This is a genomic window from Halorubrum sp. Atlit-8R, from assembly GCF_003666025.1.
GTDB classification, from domain to species: domain Archaea; phylum Halobacteriota; class Halobacteria; order Halobacteriales; family Haloferacaceae; genus Halorubrum; species Halorubrum salinarum.
Window position 1 is genome coordinate 16874 of the sequence record NZ_QPLV01000007.1, and the last position, 17159, is coordinate 34032.

The window sequence follows — 17159 nt, forward strand, 5'->3', positions numbered from 1 at the left end:
ATTGTAGGGTACGAATGGGAACGCGAACTGTCCACCTCGATATCACGGGAATGTCCTGCGCCAACTGTTCGGCGACGATCCAGGACACCCTCGAATCCCTCACCGGGGTATCGGAGGCGAACGCGAACTTCGCCACCGACGAGGGCTCCGTCGAGTACGACCCCGAGGAGGTATCGCTCCGCGAAATCTACGACGCTATTGATGATGCCGGCTACGGCGCCGTCTCGGAGACGGCCACCATCGCCATCTCCGACATGACGTGTGCCAACTGTGCTGAGACCAACGAAACCGCGCTGGAGGCCACACCGGGCGTCATCGACGCCGAGGTCAACTACGCGACCGACGAGGCGCAGGTCACGTACAATCCTGCCGACACGTCGCTAGACGCGCTGTACGACGCCATCGAAGACACGGGGTACTCACCGGTTCGTGAGGACGACGGGGAATCCGGTGAAGATGCCCGTGACGCCGCACGACAGGCCGAGATTCGGAAACAGCTCCGGCTGACCCTGTTTGGCGCGGTGCTGTCGGCCCCGCTGCTGTTCTTCCTCGCCGAGAAGTTCCTGCTCGGCGGTGGCGTCCTCCCGGAGACGATTCTCGGGGTCGAGTTCGGCTGGGCAGAGTTCCTGCTGGCGACACCCGTCCAGCTGGTACTCGGCTGGCCGTTCTACAAGAACTCCTACAAGGCGCTCGTGAAGAACGGTCGCGCCAACATGGACGTGCTGATCGCGCTGGGTTCGACCACCGCGTACGTCTACTCCGTCGCAGTCTTGCTCGGCGTGATCGCCGGTGGGCTGTACTTCGACACCGCAGCGCTCATCCTCCTGTTCATCACGCTCGGGAACTACCTCGAAGCCCGCTCGAAGGGGCAGGCCGGCGAGGCGCTGCGGAAACTGCTGGAGATGGAGGCCGACACCGCGACCCTCGTCGACGAGGACGGGAACGAGGAGGAGATTCCCCTGGAAGACGTCGAGGTCGGCGACCGGATGAAGGTGCGACCGGGCGAGCAGATTCCCACGGACGGCGTCGTCGTCGACGGGCAGTCGGCGGTCGACGAGTCGATGGTCACGGGAGAATCGGTCCCCATCGAGAAGAGCGAGGGCGACGAGGTGGTCGGCTCCACCATCAACGAGAACGGCGTGCTCGTCGTCGAGGCGACGAAGGTCGGGAAGGACACGGCGCTCCAGCAGATCGTGCAGACGGTCAAGGACGCCCAGTCGCGCCAGCCCGACATCCAGAACCTCGCTGACCGCATCTCCGCGTACTTCGTGCCGGCCGTCATCGCGAACGCCGTTCTCTGGGGCGTCGTCTGGTACCTGTTCCCCGGAACTCTCGCGAGCTTCGTCGAGTGGCTCCCGCTGTGGGGTGCCGTGGCAGGTGGACCCGCAATTGCTGGAGGGACCGTCACCGTCTTCGAGTTCTCGATCATCGTGTTCGCGTCGGCCGTACTGATCGCCTGCCCCTGTGCGCTCGGGTTGGCGACGCCTGCCGCGACGATGGTCGGAACGACCATCGGCGCACAGAACGGCGTCCTGTTCAAGGGAGGTGACATCCTCGAGCGAGCGAAGGACGTGGACACGGTCGTCTTCGACAAGACCGGGACGCTGACGAAAGGAGAGATGGAGCTGACCGACGTGGTCGTGTTCGATAGTGACGGCCAACCGGTCGCGGACGGCGGCGACACCGCTGCCGATGGGGGTCAGCTAACCGCACGTGACCGCCTTAGCGAGGAAGACGTCCTTCGGCTCGCAGCCACGGCCGAGAGCGGGAGCGAACACCCGCTCGCCCGCGCTATCGTCAACGGAGCCAAGGATCGTGGCATCGACGTGACCGACCCCGAGGACTTCGAGAACGTCCCCGGACACGGCATCAAAGCGACCGTCGGTGACAGCGAGGTACTGGTGGGCAACCGGAAGCTGCTCCGCGACAACGGGATCGACCCCTCGCCCGCCCAGGAGACGATGGAACGCCTAGAGAACGAGGGGAAGACAGCCATGCTCGTCGCCTACGAGAACGAACTGGTTGGAGTGGTCGCTGATGCCGACACGATCAAAGAGAGCGCGAAGGACGCCGTACACCAACTACAGGAACGTGGTGTCGACGTGATGATGATCACCGGCGACAACGAGCGGACCGCCCGCGCGGTCGCCGAGCAGGTCGGCATCAACCCCGAGAACGTTCGCGCGGGGGTTCTCCCCGAGGACAAGTCCGACGCCGTCGAGACCATCCAGGACGAGGGCCGGAAGGCGATGATGGTCGGTGACGGCGTCAACGACGCGCCCGCCCTCGCCGTCGCGTACGTGGGGACGGCCATCGGCTCGGGGACGGACGTCGCCATCGAGGCCGCCGACGTCACGCTGATGCGCGACGACCCGCTCGACGTCGTGAAGGCCATCCGCATCTCGGACGCGACGCTCGCGAAGATCAAGCAGAACCTCGTCTGGGCGCTCGGGTACAACACCGCGATGATTCCGCTGGCGTCGCTAGGCCTGCTCCAACCGGTGCTCGCTGCCGGGGCGATGGCGTTCTCCAGCGTGTCGGTGCTGTCGAACAGCCTGCTGTTCCGACGGTACACCCCCGATCACGACTACAAACTGCTCGGGAAACTCCGCTGAACGCCAAATCCACTTGCTCCATGTCGTCTATTTCCCGCCGCACGGTGCACGCGTACCTCGTCGAGACGGCCGATACTGAGCCCACGTACCTTCGGGCTCGGGATATCGCCAGCGACCTCGACGGATCGCCGAAAGCCGTCGCACAGTATCTGAGCCAGCTCCAGGACGACCTCACCGACGTGTCGCTCGAACAGTGGGGACGCTCGAAGAGCACGACGTGGCGACTGGAGGTGAGCGAGTCGTGAGCACCGTCACTCACCGCGTCGAAACCGCCCTCCCCGCCACTGGAACTCGGGAGTGGTGGGTCCTGTATCTGCTCGCCCCGGTCGTCCTCGTCGGTGCAGCACTCCTCGCATTCCCGACGCTCGTCTACGACCGATTCGTCTGGCAGTATCTCTGGGGCCCGGTCGTCGCTGACGCTGCCGGCCAGCCAGTCACGCACGAGGGAATACGGGCCGTCCGCGGATACAACGCCGTGAACACGGTGACGTACCTCGCGGCAGTCGTGTACAGTCTCCCCGGGCTCCGAGCGTATCTCGACTCCCTCGATGTCACGTACGACGCTCGACTCGCGTACGGGTTCGCGCCAATCATCGTTGCTGGCGGAGCGATGCGCGCCCTCGAGGATATCGGCCTGCTCGGTGACTACGCCGTGCTGTTCATCACGCCGTCGATCTACTTCGTCGTCACCGCCGTCACCGTCCTCTCACTCGGCGTCGGCGCACTCGCGCGTAACCGGAATATCGGATCCATCCCGTCGATAGTCGGTCTCGTTGGAACGGTCTGGGCGATCGGTGCCGTCGGGTGGGCGCTCTGGTATGGGCTCTCGACGTCGGCTCCACTCCGCGTGTGGGTGCCGGTCGCGACGACGGGGATCGCCCTCGGCGTGACCGCGCTCTACTACTGGGGCGCGAGTCTTGTGGATATCGCACACCTCCGACACCCGTTGTCCCTGCTGGCCGTCTTCGGCCAGATGTGGGATGCGGCGCAGAATCTCATCGGCGTCACGTTCCTCGGCTATTCACCCAAGCTGGTCGTGACGAATCTCGTGTACCAGGCGACCGGATTCTCGGGATCGACGTTCGTCCTCAAACTCCTCGTGACTGGCGGTATCGTGTGGTACCTCGCGGACGCGAAAGAAGAAATGAATCACACTTGGTGGTGGCTCATGACGTTCTTCATCGGGGCGATTGGGCTCCCGATGGGCGTCCGTGGATCGCTTCGGATGATGCTCGGAGTCTAACAATGGAGACGATGAACACGAACGGTACGACACGGCAGTACGGCGCGGCAATCGCACTCGTCTCGGGAGTCTACTCGCTGCTCTCGGCGGTAACCGGCAGCGGGATGATGGAATCGAACAGCGGGCTCCTCATGGTGCTCCTCGGCGTCATCGTAGTCGTGCATGGCGTCGTTCTGCTGACGCCGTACGCGGATCGGCTCGGGAACACGAGCGGACCGCTGATGATCGGCTACTCGCTCGTGATGTTGCTCAATCAAGCGCTCGTCGGCGTCACCGGGAGTATGAACTGGGGAATGGGGTCCGGTATGAACGGCGGAATGGGTGGCGGGATGAGCGGCGGCATGGGGTCGTCGATGACTGCCGGGATGGGCTGGGACCTCGGAATGGTCGCGCTCGCAGTCCTGATGTTGATCAGCGGCGTGATTATGACGAACCGACGAAACGACAGCTCAGGGATGTAATTCGGCGAGACGAATGACATCCGCACCTACAGCGACCACGAATCGACTGCCCAGCTATCTCGCCCCACTCCCCCGGCGCGTTGAGGACCTCGCACTTCGGTACGCGTGGGTCATCGTCGCGATTAATCTAGCCGGGACTGCGTTCGGGTTCTGGTACTACCGCTTCCAGCTGGCCCAAACCCCGATAGTGATGTGGCCGTTCGTCCCCGATAGCCCCGCCGCGACGCTGTTTGTCGCGCTTAGTCTCGCCGCGTGGAAACTGGACTACGACGTCGAGTGGCTCCACATGCTCGCCTTCTTCGGCAATATCAAACTCGGGCTCTGGACGCCGTTCGTCCAGCTGGTTCTCAACGGGCCAGGTGGTATCGAACCCTGGCTCTACTGGTTCCTCATCGTAAGCCATCTCGCGATGAGTCTGCAGTCGTTCCTGATCTATCGCTACGCCGAGTTCTCGGTTGGTGCGGTCGCCGTCACCACCGTCTGGTACGGCCTCAACGACATCGTGGACTACTTCGCGCCGCTCGTCGGGGAGTTCCACCACACGTTCCTGCGGGCCGAACTCGTCAACGGCGCACTCGATCACTCGGTGCGAGCGCACGACCTCGCAGCGGCCGCGGCCGTGACGCTGACGCTCGCCGCGACGTTTCTCGCACTAGCGACACGGGTGAAGAAGCTCGAAACAACTGAGGAGTCCTCCGCACGAGGGGTGCGCCGATGAACGGCTATTCACGACGGTCGGTACTTCGCCGGAGCCGGAGTGTGCTAGCAGTCGGGGCAACCGCGATTGCTGGCTGTCTCGGAGGTAGCGGCCCGTCGGGTCCGACGGTGACGATGACGGGCGACCTGCGATTCGATCCGGCTGACGTCGCAATCGACCCCGGTCAGCAGGTCACCTGGGTGAACGAGAGTGGAGTCCCCCATACCGCATCGGCATACGAAGAAGGGATTCCCGACGAGGCGTCGTACTTCGCAAGCGGCGGCTACGAGTCCGAGCAGGCTGTCCGGCAGAGTACGTCAGCGAGAGGGTTTCTCGAACGAGGCGAAACCTACAGTTACACGTTCGACGTCACGGGGACGTACCAGTATTTCTGCCTGCCACACGAGGAAAGCGGGATGGTCGGACGTGTCATCGTCGAATGACCACGAGAGTCGACCTCACTCGATCACTGACGGTGGGTCGATGGGTATCCCGGCATTCCATCGGCCATCCATAGCCAGAGCCCCAGTATCGTGACGACGGTTTGCCCGAGTACATACGGGGTCGGAGACAACAGCGCGAGCAGGTCTCCGACCGTCTCGACGTGGTGATAGTCAGTTACGACCGGCCAGAACAGAAACAGTAGCGTCTCCTCGGGGACGAACAGGTAATCCACGAGGTCCGCAGCGAGGTGTGATCCATATCCGAGCGCGTACGCCGCGCCGACCCCCCACCGGTCCCTGTGTTTCGTGACATAGAAGACAATCAGGACGACGAGTGCCGCGGTGAACACCGAGTGCGCGACCGACCGACTCGGGAGCGATGGAAGTACAAACGCGAGTGGTTTGTCGACGAGATCCGGGAGCAACGCACCTCCGAACAGGGCGAAGATCGGGACATCGTCACATCGGTCAGTAGGGCCACCAGAAATGCCTCGGTAAACGAGATACGCGACTGCAGCGTGGACCCAAAAGAGCACACTCGACAACACTGTCCAGGCTATTTAAATCGTTCACGCACTGCTGCCCCGTCAGCATCACACGCTATCGATTTCGGAGCGAATAGTCTCGCGCTCGAAGTAGAGGATCTCCAGCCCCAGGAGGACGACCGTCACAACGAGAACCACACTGAAGACGGCGGGTTCCATCACGGCGAGGTGGTACACTAACGAAGGAAAGAACAGTACTGCACCCACCACGCCGACAGCGGGGAGGATACCTGTTCGAAGCCCCGCTCGATGCCTGAACGCGAGGAAACTCATCGACCCAAAGACGGTGATGAAGGCAAGCGACGCGAACGACGTGATTCCCTGAAGACTACCGTAGGCGGTGAACGCGGCCGTTATCAGGCCCAAGACGAGAAGTGTTCGCGTCGGAGCACCGTCGGCATCGGCGTCTCCGATCCGGTCGGGAAGTAGGTCGTCTTCAAGCATTCCCGTCGCAAAGTGGGCCGCCGAGAACAGCGTGGCGTTGATCGCGCTCCCAGTCGAGAACAGCGCCGCCACGGAAATGAGGATGAACCCCATCTGCCCCATGAACGGTTCGGCCGCGATGGCGAGTGACACCTCGGGGTTCGCGGCGATCGTTTCGGGCTGAAGCAGACCCGTCGTGACGACTGCTACGAGGACGTACAGCCCGAGAGAAGCGGGAATTGAGAGATAGATCGCCTGCGGGATGGTCGTCCGGGCGTTCCGAAGATTTCCCTCGTCGTAAAAGAGTAGCTGCCAGCCCTGAAAGGCGACAAATGAGAGGGCAGCGGACATGAGCAACCCGCCCGTCGCGACGGAGGAGAACCCGGTCGTCAGCTGTCCTGTCCGCGCTCCAAAATAGAACCCCCACACACCGAAAATGAGGAGAATCCCGACCTTTGCCGCGACGAGGAGCACCTCGGTCACGCCACTCGCCCGGGCGCCGAGGACGTTCAGCAGTACAAACCCCAGGACGCTGAGAACCGACACGACGGGGCGGAGTGGAACCCCGAGGGCTGTTTCGACGCCGAGAAGTTTCGTCGCGAAACTACCGAACGCGAACGCGTACATCCCCATCGACCCGATATAGCCAAACAGAAGCGTCCACCCGACCATCCCAGCGACCGTCGTCGACTCACCGAACTCCTGTAAGAAACTGACCGAACCGCCGGACACGTCGCCAAGCCGCTGGAGACGAACGTACGAGTAGCCAGCGCAGAACGCGACGACACCGCCGCCGGTAAAGGCGAGCCACGCCGCAGGCCCCGACATTTCCGCAACGACGCCAAGTACGGCGAAGATCCCACCCCCGATCATACCACCGAGCGCAATCGAGACTGCACCGAGACGGCCCAGCTTCTCGCTCATCGTCTCTCCGTTGGGGTGCCATCTTTAGACTTCTTGTTGTTTAGAATCCAAACCACCTCAGCCCGAGAAGTAGAAATCGTCTACTTCGATGCTCAGGTTCCGAAAAGCGAGTAGAACCACGCTTCAGTGTCCGGATGGAGACCGTTATGGACTGTCCGGACCGCCGCAGCGATTGATACTGCGAAGATAGCGTGAAGAAGATGTGTCGGAACCCAGCCGACCACGACTGCACTTGCCCCGAGGACGGCAGCACAGAGCGCTCCAACGCCGATTCTAAAAAAGAACGGCCGCTGAATCACCAGCACGGAGTCCCCGTAGAGCAGAGTGTAACAAAGGAACGCAAGCCCACCAGCGACGACTGCCGAGAGTAACGAGAAGAGGAGCGCCATCATCGGGATTCTCCCCCAGAATACCCAAGTCGCGGGTGAATATATCCGAGTGCGCCGAGTACGACTATGACACCGAGGAGAGCTCCGGTTTCCACTGCAGCGAGCAGGCCATGCGGAAGCGGTGTGAGCATCCCGAGATGGGCGATCCCGAACAGTAGCCCAACGAGCGGTACGCCAACGAGTAGGTGTCCATATATTCCCTCGTACTGGTGCCAGATAGCGGGCGTTTTGCTCACCGTGTACGCGGTGCTCGCGAGAATGATACCCGTCAAGAGAAGTTCGCTGTAGGACGTAAGCATACGACTATCTTCCCCAGCCAGCCACAAGTCAATTACTCCGCACCCGAAGTGGCATACCCCTTGATTCTAAATTCTGCTAGGGTTGTGATGCTGGTATCCAAAGGATCACAAACGATATATCCCACAGATGTAGCCACAACCGCATTAGGAGAGGAGCCCCTAAATGTAGGCCACCAAGACAATGGACAGATCAGATTACGCGATCCTCACGGTCATCGCCGTAATCACCGTCACCATCGGCATCGTCACGACGACGAAACCGCTCGGGACGTTCATCGTGGAGAGTGCGAGGCAGGCCGCGACGACGACCGCCGCGATGGCGTGGATCACCTGGTGGGCACTCGTCATCGGCTTCGCCATCGCCGGCGGCGTCGAGGCGTGGGTCTCGACCCAGCGGATCTCAGAGCTGCTCGAAGGCCACGGACCCCGCTCCATCGGCCTCGCGACGTTCTTCGGGTTCGTCTCCTCGTCGTGTTCGTACTCGGCCATCGCCACGGCGAAGAACCTCTACAAGAAGGGGGCGTCGGCTGCGGCGGCGCTGGCGGCATTCCAGTTCGCCTCGACGAACCTCGTCATCGAGATCGGCATCGTCATCTGGCTGCTGCTGGGTTGGGAGTTCCTGCTTGCCGATGTGGTCGGTGGACTGCTCCTCATCGGCCTGATGTCGGTCGGCTTCGTCTACGTCGTTCCCGACGAGGTCCTCGATGAAGCACGCGAGAACGTCACCGACGACGAGGGCATCACTGTCCAAGACCCGGTCTGTGGAATGGAGGTCGATCCTGAGGAAACCGACTACTCCATCGAACACAACGACCAGACGTACTACTTCTGCTCGCAGTCCTGCAAGGACTCCTTCGACCCCGAGGAAGCGAACACGTCGATTCCGGAAAAGGCGACCTCGTGGTCCGGGTGGAAATCGCTCGCGGACAAACAGTGGAAGGAGTGGGCGATGCTGTGGGACGAGATCGCCATCGGGTTCATTTTCGCCGGGCTCATCGCCGGGTTCATCCCCGAAGCCGTCTGGACGAGCGTCTTCTCCGGAGCCGTATTCGGCTTGCCGGTATACGTCCTCTGGACGGCCGCGCTGGGTGCGATCATCGGCGTCGTCACCTTCGTCTGTTCGGTCGGGAACGTCCCGTTCGGGACCGTCCTCTGGACGCGCGGGCTCCCCTTCGGGTCGGTGCTGTCGTACATCTTCGCGGACCTCATCGTTCCGCCGATCATGAAAGCCTACGACGAGTACTACGGGACGACGTTCGCGGCGGTGCTGTCCCTGATGATCTTCGTCACCGCCGTTATCGCCGGGTTCGTGGTTCACTTCCTGTTCTTGGGCCTGGGCCTCATCCCGTCGCGGGCCTCCGCGCAGATCGCCGAAGTGTCCATCGAACTCAACTACAAGCTCGTGTTGAACGTCCTCGCGACGGCGTTCTTCGCGTTCCTCTACTGGCTCCACAAACAGGATTCGGTGGCTGGCGGGGAACGCGGTGACGAGGGACATGTAGCAATGACGGACTGATTCTACCCCTGAGTGAGTAGCCGGCGAAGAACGAGGTGAAGGATGCCCCCGTTCTCGACGTATCGAACGGCTGCAGGCGTCCCGACCTGCGCAGTAACGGGGAATTCAACGGTCGATCCGTCGTCACGTTCGGCAACCACCGTGAGTTCCTCGTTCACGTTGAGACCATCGTCAAGCCCGTGAATCGCGACCCGTTCAGAACCGTCGAGACCGAGTGATTCCCACGAGTCGCCCTCGGCAAATTGGAGCGGGAGGACACCCATGCCGACGAGGTTGTCACGGAAGATGCGCTCGTAGCTCTCCGCGATGGTTGCGCGAACGCCGAGAAGGTCGGTCCCCTTCGCCGCCCAGTCGCGGCTCGATCCAGTGCCGAGTTCCTCGCCGGCGAACACGACCAGCGGCGTGTCGTCCTCGCGATAGCGACGGCTGGCCTCGAAGACAGTCGTTTGCTGGTCTGTAGGCTGGTGGATCGTGTAGCCACCCTCGACATCGTCGAGCATCTCGTTCTCGATGCGGACGTTGGCGAAGGTGCCGCGCATCATCACCTCGTGGTTGCCCCGGCGAGCGCCGTACGTGTTGAAATCGTGGGGTTCGACGCCCTGTTCGACGAGCCACTCCCCGGCCGGCTGCTCACGAGAGAACGGGCCCGCCGGGCTGATGTGGTCGGTCGTGACCGTGTCACCGAGCAACATGAGCGTCCGAGCGTCCTCGATATCCGCGACGCCCGGTTGCTCCAGCGGGAAGTCCTTGAAGAATGGCGGTTCTCGGATGTACGTCGAAGAATCGTCCCACTCGTAGACGTCACCGGTCGGCGCGTCGAGCGCCTCCCACCGCTCGTCACCCTCGAATACCTCAGCGTATTTCTCCTCGAACATCGACGAGTCGACGCTGTCGTGAACCGCCGCGTGGATCTCGTCAGCGCCGGGCCAGATATCCGCGAGGTAAACCGACTCGCCGTTGTCATCCGTTCCGAGCGGGTCTCGTTCGAGGTCGATATCCATGCGACCAGCAAGGCCATAAGCGACCACGAGCGGCGGACTGGCGAGGTAGTTCGCTCTGACCTTCGGGTGGATGCGCGCCTCGAAGTTCCGATTGCCCGAGAGGACGCTCGCCGTCCAGAGGTCCTCGGCGTCGATGGCGCGCTCGATGGGTTCGGGGAGTGGCCCGGCGTTCCCGATGCAGGTCGTACAGCCGTAGCCGACGACGTTGTAGCCGAGGTCTTCGAGATACGGCAGTAATCCCGAGGCTTCGAGGTATTCGGTGACGACGCGGCTCCCGGGCGCGAGGCTAGTCTTGACGTACTCGGGGACATCCAGGCCGTACTCGACGGCGTTGCGGGCGAGCAGGCCTGCGGCGAGCATCACCGAGGGGTTCGACGTGTTCGTACAGCTGGTGATGGCGCTGACGACGACGCTCCCATGCCTGATTTCGGTTGTCTCGCCGTCGAGGTCGACGTCGACCGTGTCGTTTAGTTCGCCCACGTCCGGTTCCGGGAGGTCGGCGTCGGGGCGGTCGGCGGCGACGCTGCTCTCGCCCAGCCAGCGGGTGAGTGCGTCCTCGTCGATGTCGTCGAGTTCGTCTTCGAACTCGCCGTGGACCAGCCCCCGGAAGTGGGTCTTCATATCGTCCATCGGGACACGGTCCTGGGGACGCTTTGGTCCCGCGAGACTCGGCGTGATCGTCGAGAGATCGAGCTCGACCGTCTCCGTGTACTCCGGATTCTGTTCGCCGAACAGCCCCTGCGCATCGAGATATTCGCGAACGAGTTCGATGTGCTCCTCGTCACGACCCGTGAGTTCGAGGTAGTCGAGCGTCGCTTCGTCGACGCCGAACATCGAGATGGTCGAACCCTGCTCGGGGGCCATGTTCGCGATAGTCGCCCGGTCGGGGACCGTGAGGTTCGCCACGCCGGGACCGAAGAACTCGACGAAGCGATCGACGACGCCAACCTCGCGAAGCTGTTCGGTGACGTGAAGCACGAGGTCAGTCGCAGTTGCACCCTCGGGGAGTTCTCCGGTAAGGCGGACCCCGACGACTTCGGGGAGGTTCATTGTGATGGGCTGGCCGAGCATCGCGGCTTCGGCCTCGATGCCACCGACGCCCCAGCCGACGACGCCGATGCCGCCGATCATCGGCGTGTGACTGTCCGTGCCGACAAGCGTGTCCGGAAGCAGCCAGTTCTCACCGTCACGCTCACGAGCGTGGACCACTTGGCCGAGATATTCGAGGTTTACCTGGTGGACGATGCCCGTTCCCGGCGGGACGACGCGGAAGTCGTCGAAGGCCTGCTGAGCCCACTTGAGCGCTCGATACCGCTCGCCGTTGCGCTCGTACTCCAGTTCGACGTTCTTCTCGTAGGCATCCTCGGAGCCGAAATAGTCGACCTGGACGCTGTGATCGATCACGAGGTCAATTGGAATCTCTGGCTCGACGATCGCGGGATCCTTGCCTTTCCGGTCAACCGCTGATCGGAGCGCAGCGAGGTCGACGACGGCAGGGACACCGGTGAGGTCCTGCAAGACGACCCGCGAGGGTGTGAACGGGAGTTCGACGTCCGGTACGTCAGGTTGCCACGACGCGACGTTTCGAACGTCCTCGGCGGAGATCGTGTCGCCGTCGACGTTCCGAAGGACGGATTCGAGGAGGACACGGATGCTGACCGGGAGACGGTCCAGTTCACAGAGTCCCGCCTCTTCGAGGGCGGTGAGATCCGCCATCCGATAGGCATCTCCGTCGAACTCGAACTCGCGTATCGCGTCGAAAGGATCGGTTTCGGCCATACCCTGAGCTACGGCGACCCGGCTCTTGAATCGTTTCCCGTAAGCCATCGGCTAGGCTGGACCGATTCGCTCCTTGGACCCAATCAGCAGTGAGACGCTCCGGTCACAGAATCCGGTCGAGTGTATCTGTAATCGAGGGAGATTCGACGATTCGGAGCCCTTGAACAGCCACGTCCGTCGGTTCGCTTGCCGGGATGATTAGCTCCCGTGCGCCGACTGCCCGCGCCGCGCGCGCTTTCCTCTCGATCCCGCCGACGGGAAGCAACGCGCCCTCGTCGTCGACGATCCCCGTCATGAGCGTCTCCTGTGAGAGCGACTGCTGGTGGAGGCTAGCAACGAGTGCGACGGTAAGCCCGGCCTCCCAACTCTTCCCGCGGAGTACAAGCACGCCGGAGGAGGGGGGCTCGAACGTGATGTGCGTCGCCATGTTGGTGAGCGACTTTCCGGTGAGACCTGTGGCCGTCTCCCTCGCCTCTCGGAGCGCGAGCTGGAGGTCGTGACGGACTTCGATTCCGTTCAGGTTGGCGAACAGTTCACCGTCCCCGTCGGTGAACTCGAACTCGAACGGGACGACGAGGCCGTCGCCGGAGCCGTCGACCGCTGGAAGATAGTAGCGTGTTGTCGCGGGAAGCGTGGCCCCGCCCGCAAGCGTCGCCAGCGACTGAAACCCGTCTCCCGCTCGCGTGAGACCGAGAACCACCCCAGCGCCGCCGACGCCCCCCAGGCCGAGTCCTGCGAGGAACCCTCGCCGTGACAGAATCGTCTCTTCTACCCGTCCTACAACGTCTCTTTCCGTATCGGACGGGCGAGAGACGGACGCGGAATCATCGGTGGGCATAGCAGTATGGTGCGTGGCTACGCTGGGGCTTGCGTGGTACTATGTAACACGGGTACAGTAATAAATGCTCTTCGTGTACGCGTTTCGAACGGGTACATCTATTTCGGTGTGCGCTGACGTATAGACACAGTCTCATCACCACTCATGACGCTCCGGTATCGGTCACTGGTCGGGCTCGTGGGCGTGAGCAGCGTTGTGACCGGGGTTGGCGTGTGGATCGCCTACCAGTTCGAACTTCTCTTGCTCGGAGTGACGACCCTCGCGACCTGGTCACTTCTGGTCGGACTCGTCGAGGAGGCATTCGTCCGGTTCGTCCCGCTGATACTCGTCTTCTACGGCTGGAGTTACCGTCGGGGGACGCTCCTCTCGAAGACCGAAGGGTTACTCGCGACCGTGGCCTCCGGGCTGACCGTTGCGCTCCTCGAACTCGTGCTCAAACTCGAGTATCTGTCGCGGCTGGAGGCGACAGTCCGGTTCGACTCGCTCGTGCTCCCGCTGGTGTTCGTCCACCTGCCGTTCGCGTTACTCGCCGGGCGGTTCGCGTACGCGCTCGGCGAGCGGATTCACGGCTCCGACGCCATCGGGCTCCCATCACTCTCTCGGCGAACCCTGGCGGCGCTCGTGCTCGGGTATCTCGCCCTCGCGTTCGCCCACGTCGGGTACAACGTGCTCATCTGAGAGCCGCTCGAACAGAGGGGAGTACTGCAAGACCGACGATCACCACACCCTGGACGAGGTGGGGATACTGCAACCGTTTCCCGAATCCGATGACAACCCCTTCGACGAGGACCCAAACGACGAGCGCGACGCCGACGGCGATGGCTGCCGGCCACGCCCATCGTTTTCGACGGTAGAGACCGTACACGACGACCAGCGGAAACACACCGAGGACACTGAAGAGGATGACCCCGGGAATCAGATAGCTCTCGAACGGGGAGCCAGCCAGAAGCGTCGACGAGATACCGATAAGACGCCCCGAGGGAGCGAGGATGAATTGGCCTCCGCCAGCGAGTCCCGACACGCCCAGCACACCAACCGTCGCGATGAGTGCCCAGAGCGAGAGTGGTCGATCTTGTTGCTGTGTTGAAATACCCATTCGTCGACGCTCCTCGGTCCTGATAAAAAGTACTCGCTACGACGGGAAAATTATGTGTCTCAGTGGCTGTCTTCTTCGTGGTCGTCACCGAGCGCCGTCCGAATCATCCCGTTCAGCTCTTCGAGCTTCTCGCGGACGCTTTCCGGCTTATCGGCCGGCGGCTCTTCGAGGGCGACCTGCTCGTGGGGGTCCGGCTCGCCGACGATGACGCTGCCGAGCATCCCGAGGCTCTCGTGGGGCGTGCAGTAGTAGTGGTAGACGCCCTCGGTCTCGAGGGTGTGTTCGAACGTCGCGCCCTGCTCGGAGACGATACCGCTGTCCCAGGCCGCAGCCCCGTCGGGAACGAGCTGGGGCTGATCGTTGTCGGAGTGGTAGGCGGTCGTCGAGTGACTCCCACTCTCGTTGTTCCAGGTGACGGTTCCCCCGACGTTCACCCGCACGACGTGTGGCTCGAAGTGGTAGCCCCCGTCCTCCGTAATCATGTTCACTTCGGCCGTATCGGACGGCGCTCCGACCGCTTCGTCGTGACCGCCCTCGTCATCGTGGCCGCTCTCTTCGTCGCTGTGACCGCTCTCCGTACCTTCGTCGTTGCCACTCTCGGTCGGCGACGCGTTTGCCGCCTCGCTGTCGTTATTCTGCGTTCCAGTGCACCCGGCAAGCCCAACGACTGCTGCACCGCCAGTCAGCTGGAGCATCCGTCGACGCGTGATTGAGTCGGTCATGCCATCGGTCACCTTACAGGTGAACCTACACGGGCTGGGCATATAATCCGGAAAGCAGATTTGCTGGGTCAGCAAATCGGCGTTTCTTTATATACCCACCCACAACAACACGGATTGTGAGTGAGGAGCGAGATATCTCGAGGATTCTCGAAATCCTTGACGACGACTATGCACGCGCGATCCTCGAGTCGACTCGCCGAAAACATCTGTCCGCCAAGGAACTCAGCGAAGAGTGTGACATGTCAGTCTCGACAGTTTCCAGACGGGTCAACACGTTACTGGAGTACGATCTGCTTATCGAGCGAACGCACGTTGATCCCGACGGTCATCATTACAGTGAATACGAAGCCCAACTCGACCGCGTCGAGGTCCAGCTCCTCGAATCAGGATTCGACGTCCGTATCGAACTTCGAGAAGACGCGCCCGACAGATTTGCTCGGTTGTGGAACACAATGAGGAACGAATAACCATGCACCCCGGACTCATCGTCGCAAAGCTCGTCACAATGGTTCTGGGATTCGTGATCGCCTATCAGGCCTATCGAGGGTACCGACGTAGCAACAGTCAATCGATGCTGTACCTCGCGGTCGGGTTCGCCATTATCAGCTTCGGCGCAATCGTCGAAGGAATCTTGTTCGACGTGGTTGGCCTGACCTTACATAATGCGGGAACGGTGGCAACAACCATCGTCGCGATTGGCATGCTTACGATCCTCTACGCTCTATACGGACGTGACCCGCAGAAACTGGAGGACTGACTAATGGTGGATACGACAACAGCCGTTCTCGTGGCCGTCCGCTTGGCTGTCCTTGGCCTCGGTATTCTGATCACGTACTACAGTTTCAAGGCGTATCGACGAACGAGGACGTACTATATGAGAAACGCTGCAATCGGATTCGGGATCATCACCCTCGGTGTGTTCATCGAAGGAGTACTGTTCGAGTTCGGGGGGCTCGATCTCGCTTTCGTCCATATCATCGAATCGGTCGCCATCGGTCTCGGATTCGTGGTGCTTCTCATCTCACTTCGCTGGTAGCTCGAGCCACGGCTATACTCCTCGAATGGTTAAAATGAGCTCATCTGAGTTCCGGAGATCCTGTTCGATCACACTTCCGAGGAGCCGTCGTGAAAGGCCGGATCGTCCGTGTGTTCCCATCACGACGAGGTCGTTCCCGTGTTGATCCAGTATTTCCTTATTGCCTGATGAGGAACGGCGTGAGTGATCTCAGCAACGACTAAAACATCGTCGGCAGCTGCCCGGGACTGGACATTTTCGACGACAGTCTCTCCGTTTTGCTCCAATACTTGCTGCAGTTTGTCCCACGTCCATTCCGGACGAGACGCGTAGGCACCTCTATCCACAATGTAGAGGGCATGAGGTGTCGGATCGTACGTCCGAGCCAAATCAAGAGCGTGAGTGACTGATGATCGTCGAGCCACGCCGCAAGGTCGCGGGCGTTCCCACTGTGTCGGTCCATCCGGATGGGGAGCGTCTTCGTTCCGCGAAGGACGAGGAAGCACGCGAACGGGTCCGGTGTCGCTCCCACGCTGTTCTGGTAGAACCCCAACTGCTCGTCCAAGCCTTCGTCGTCCGTGACCAAGGCGCCGCCGACGACATCGGAGTGACCGCCGAGGTACTTCGTCAACGAATGAGCGACGATATCTGCGCCTAACTCTAATGGGCGCTGGAGATACGGTGTCGCGAACGTGTTGTCCACGGTACAGAGAGCGCCGTACTCGTGTGCGATTTCGGCGATCTCCGCGATATCGACGACCTGCATAAGTGGATTCGTCGGCGTCGCGAGCCATACGACTTCCGTCGCCGAGGAGACCGCCTCTCGGTCTCGGTCACGTATGGTCTCATCGGGATGCTCGTCGGGGCCGTCTTCAACCGCCTAGCCGGGATGTGGCTGATGCTGATTCTCCCGATGCTCGATATCGGACTGTTTCAGGATCCGCTGTTTATTCAATCTGAACCTGATTGGTGGATGAAACTCTTTCCGGGCTATTGGCCAGTCCGTGTAATGGTCGATACCGGACTCACAACCGACGTAGATACGGCTCTCTCGTTGGTGTGGGCTACTGGATATCTTCTCCTCGTAGCCGTGCTCGCAATTGGTGTTTACTACCGAGCCACACAGGCGAGTTGATCACAAGAGAAATCAGTC

General features: G+C 61.7%; 20 protein-coding genes and 1 pseudogene. 12 read left to right on the top strand and 9 right to left on the bottom strand.

Annotated elements, in window-relative coordinates; genetic code table 11:
* Positions 1 to 14 precede the first annotated feature (14 nt).
* The 6 genes from DVK05_RS15295 (at position 15) to DVK05_RS15320 (ending at position 5459) form a co-directional block, all read left to right on the top strand.
* Positions 15 to 2615 carry a heavy metal translocating P-type ATPase gene (locus tag DVK05_RS15295; RefSeq protein ID WP_049983692.1) on the top strand — a complete coding sequence of 867 codons (2601 nt, stop codon included), beginning with the start codon at positions 15 to 17 and terminating at the stop codon, positions 2613 to 2615.
* Between the two features lie 44 nt (positions 2616 to 2659).
* Complete coding sequence (locus tag DVK05_RS15300) at positions 2660 to 2860, top strand: hypothetical protein (RefSeq protein WP_230455299.1); 201 nt, start codon at positions 2660 to 2662, stop codon at positions 2858 to 2860.
* Complete coding sequence (locus DVK05_RS15305) at positions 2857 to 3858, top strand: DUF63 family protein (RefSeq protein ID WP_049983690.1); 1002 nt, start codon at positions 2857 to 2859, stop codon at positions 3856 to 3858. The genes DVK05_RS15300 and DVK05_RS15305 overlap by 4 nt, the downstream gene beginning before the upstream one ends.
* Positions 3859 to 3860: 2 nt before the next feature.
* Positions 3861 to 4319, top strand: coding sequence for a hypothetical protein (locus DVK05_RS15310; protein WP_049983689.1), 459 nt, complete (start codon positions 3861 to 3863; stop codon positions 4317 to 4319).
* Between the two features lie 13 nt (positions 4320 to 4332).
* Positions 4333 to 5037, top strand: a complete 705-nt coding sequence (locus DVK05_RS15315) for a DUF1405 domain-containing protein (RefSeq protein WP_049983688.1) — start codon at positions 4333 to 4335, stop codon at positions 5035 to 5037.
* 113 nt (positions 5038 to 5150) lie between these two features.
* Entirely contained in the window at positions 5151 to 5459 is a 309-nt protein-coding gene (locus DVK05_RS15320) for a plastocyanin/azurin family copper-binding protein (protein WP_230455297.1), read from the top strand.
* A gap of 23 nt (positions 5460 to 5482) precedes the next feature.
* On the opposite strand, the gene DVK05_RS15325 is transcribed toward DVK05_RS15320, so the two are convergent.
* The 3 genes from DVK05_RS15325 to DVK05_RS16990 all read right to left on the bottom strand — a co-directional run bounded on the left by DVK05_RS15325 (position 5483) and on the right by DVK05_RS16990 (position 7740).
* Complete coding sequence (locus tag DVK05_RS15325; RefSeq protein ID WP_049983686.1) at positions 5483 to 5995, bottom strand: metal-dependent hydrolase; 513 nt, start codon at positions 5993 to 5995, stop codon at positions 5483 to 5485.
* A gap of 57 nt (positions 5996 to 6052) precedes the next feature.
* The gene (locus DVK05_RS15330; protein ID WP_049983685.1) at positions 6053 to 7351 is read right to left on the bottom strand and encodes an APC family permease; all 1299 of its coding nucleotides are present in this window, start codon (positions 7349 to 7351) and stop codon (positions 6053 to 6055) included.
* A gap of 92 nt (positions 7352 to 7443) precedes the next feature.
* Positions 7444 to 7740 carry a hypothetical protein gene (locus tag DVK05_RS16990; RefSeq protein ID WP_147437802.1) on the bottom strand — a complete coding sequence of 99 codons (297 nt, stop codon included), beginning with the start codon at positions 7738 to 7740 and terminating at the stop codon, positions 7444 to 7446.
* A 480-nt stretch (positions 7741 to 8220) separates the two neighbouring features.
* On the opposite strand from DVK05_RS16990, the gene DVK05_RS15335 reads away from it, so the two are divergent.
* Entirely contained in the window at positions 8221 to 9555 is a 1335-nt protein-coding gene (locus DVK05_RS15335) for a permease (protein ID WP_049983683.1), read from the top strand.
* Positions 9556 to 9557: 2 nt separating this feature from the next.
* On the opposite strand, the gene acnA is transcribed toward DVK05_RS15335, so the two are convergent.
* Both acnA and DVK05_RS15345 read right to left on the bottom strand, forming a co-directional pair.
* Complete coding sequence (gene acnA / locus DVK05_RS15340; protein WP_049983682.1) at positions 9558 to 12335, bottom strand: aconitate hydratase AcnA; 2778 nt, start codon at positions 12333 to 12335, stop codon at positions 9558 to 9560.
* 103 nt (positions 12336 to 12438) lie between these two features.
* Positions 12439 to 13035 (bottom strand): S16 family serine protease, encoded by a 597-nt coding sequence (locus tag DVK05_RS15345; protein ID WP_049983681.1) that lies wholly within the window; start codon positions 13033 to 13035, stop codon positions 12439 to 12441.
* 321 nt (positions 13036 to 13356) lie between these two features.
* Between DVK05_RS15345 and DVK05_RS15350 the strand changes: the two genes are divergently transcribed.
* The gene (locus DVK05_RS15350; protein WP_233562216.1) at positions 13357 to 13851 is read left to right on the top strand and encodes a hypothetical protein; all 495 of its coding nucleotides are present in this window, start codon (positions 13357 to 13359) and stop codon (positions 13849 to 13851) included.
* Here DVK05_RS15350 and DVK05_RS15355 read toward each other — a convergent pair.
* Together DVK05_RS15355 and DVK05_RS15360 are read right to left on the bottom strand one after the other, a co-directional pair.
* A complete protein-coding gene (locus DVK05_RS15355) occupies positions 13844 to 14269 on the bottom strand; it encodes a hypothetical protein (RefSeq protein ID WP_049983679.1) in 426 nt (141 codons plus the stop codon). The genes DVK05_RS15350 and DVK05_RS15355 overlap by 8 nt on opposite strands.
* 59 nt (positions 14270 to 14328) lie before the next feature.
* Positions 14329 to 14991 (bottom strand): plastocyanin/azurin family copper-binding protein, encoded by a 663-nt coding sequence (locus tag DVK05_RS15360; protein WP_049983678.1) that lies wholly within the window; start codon positions 14989 to 14991, stop codon positions 14329 to 14331.
* A gap of 116 nt (positions 14992 to 15107) precedes the next feature.
* Here DVK05_RS15360 and DVK05_RS15365 point away from each other — a divergent pair, with 116 nt between their 5' ends.
* From DVK05_RS15365 to DVK05_RS15375, 3 genes are read left to right on the top strand one after another with little or no spacing between them, the layout of a single operon-like run.
* Entirely contained in the window at positions 15108 to 15458 is a 351-nt protein-coding gene (locus DVK05_RS15365; protein WP_049983677.1) for a winged helix-turn-helix domain-containing protein, read from the top strand.
* Positions 15459 to 15460: 2 nt separating this feature from the next.
* Entirely contained in the window at positions 15461 to 15748 is a 288-nt protein-coding gene (locus DVK05_RS15370; RefSeq protein WP_049983676.1) for a hypothetical protein, read from the top strand.
* A gap of 3 nt (positions 15749 to 15751) precedes the next feature.
* Positions 15752 to 16027: a hypothetical protein gene (locus tag DVK05_RS15375; protein ID WP_049983675.1), complete on the top strand. Its 276-nt coding sequence runs from the start codon at positions 15752 to 15754 to the stop codon at positions 16025 to 16027.
* Positions 16028 to 16039: 12 nt separating this feature from the next.
* Here the strand turns inward: DVK05_RS15375 and DVK05_RS17795 are convergent, their stop codons facing one another.
* Entirely contained in the window at positions 16040 to 16180 is a 141-nt protein-coding gene (locus tag DVK05_RS17795) for a universal stress protein (protein WP_394338861.1), read from the bottom strand.
* Positions 16181 to 16385: 205 nt separating this feature from the next.
* Positions 16386 to 16856, bottom strand: a pseudogene (locus DVK05_RS15385) (PLP-dependent transferase); the annotation flags it as partial.
* A 3-nt stretch (positions 16857 to 16859) separates the two neighbouring features.
* Here DVK05_RS15385 and DVK05_RS15390 point away from each other — a divergent pair.
* On the top strand, positions 16860 to 17141 hold the full coding sequence (locus DVK05_RS15390; protein ID WP_233562218.1) for a hypothetical protein: 282 nt from the start codon (positions 16860 to 16862) through the stop codon (positions 17139 to 17141).
* Positions 17142 to 17159: the final 18 nt, after the last annotated feature.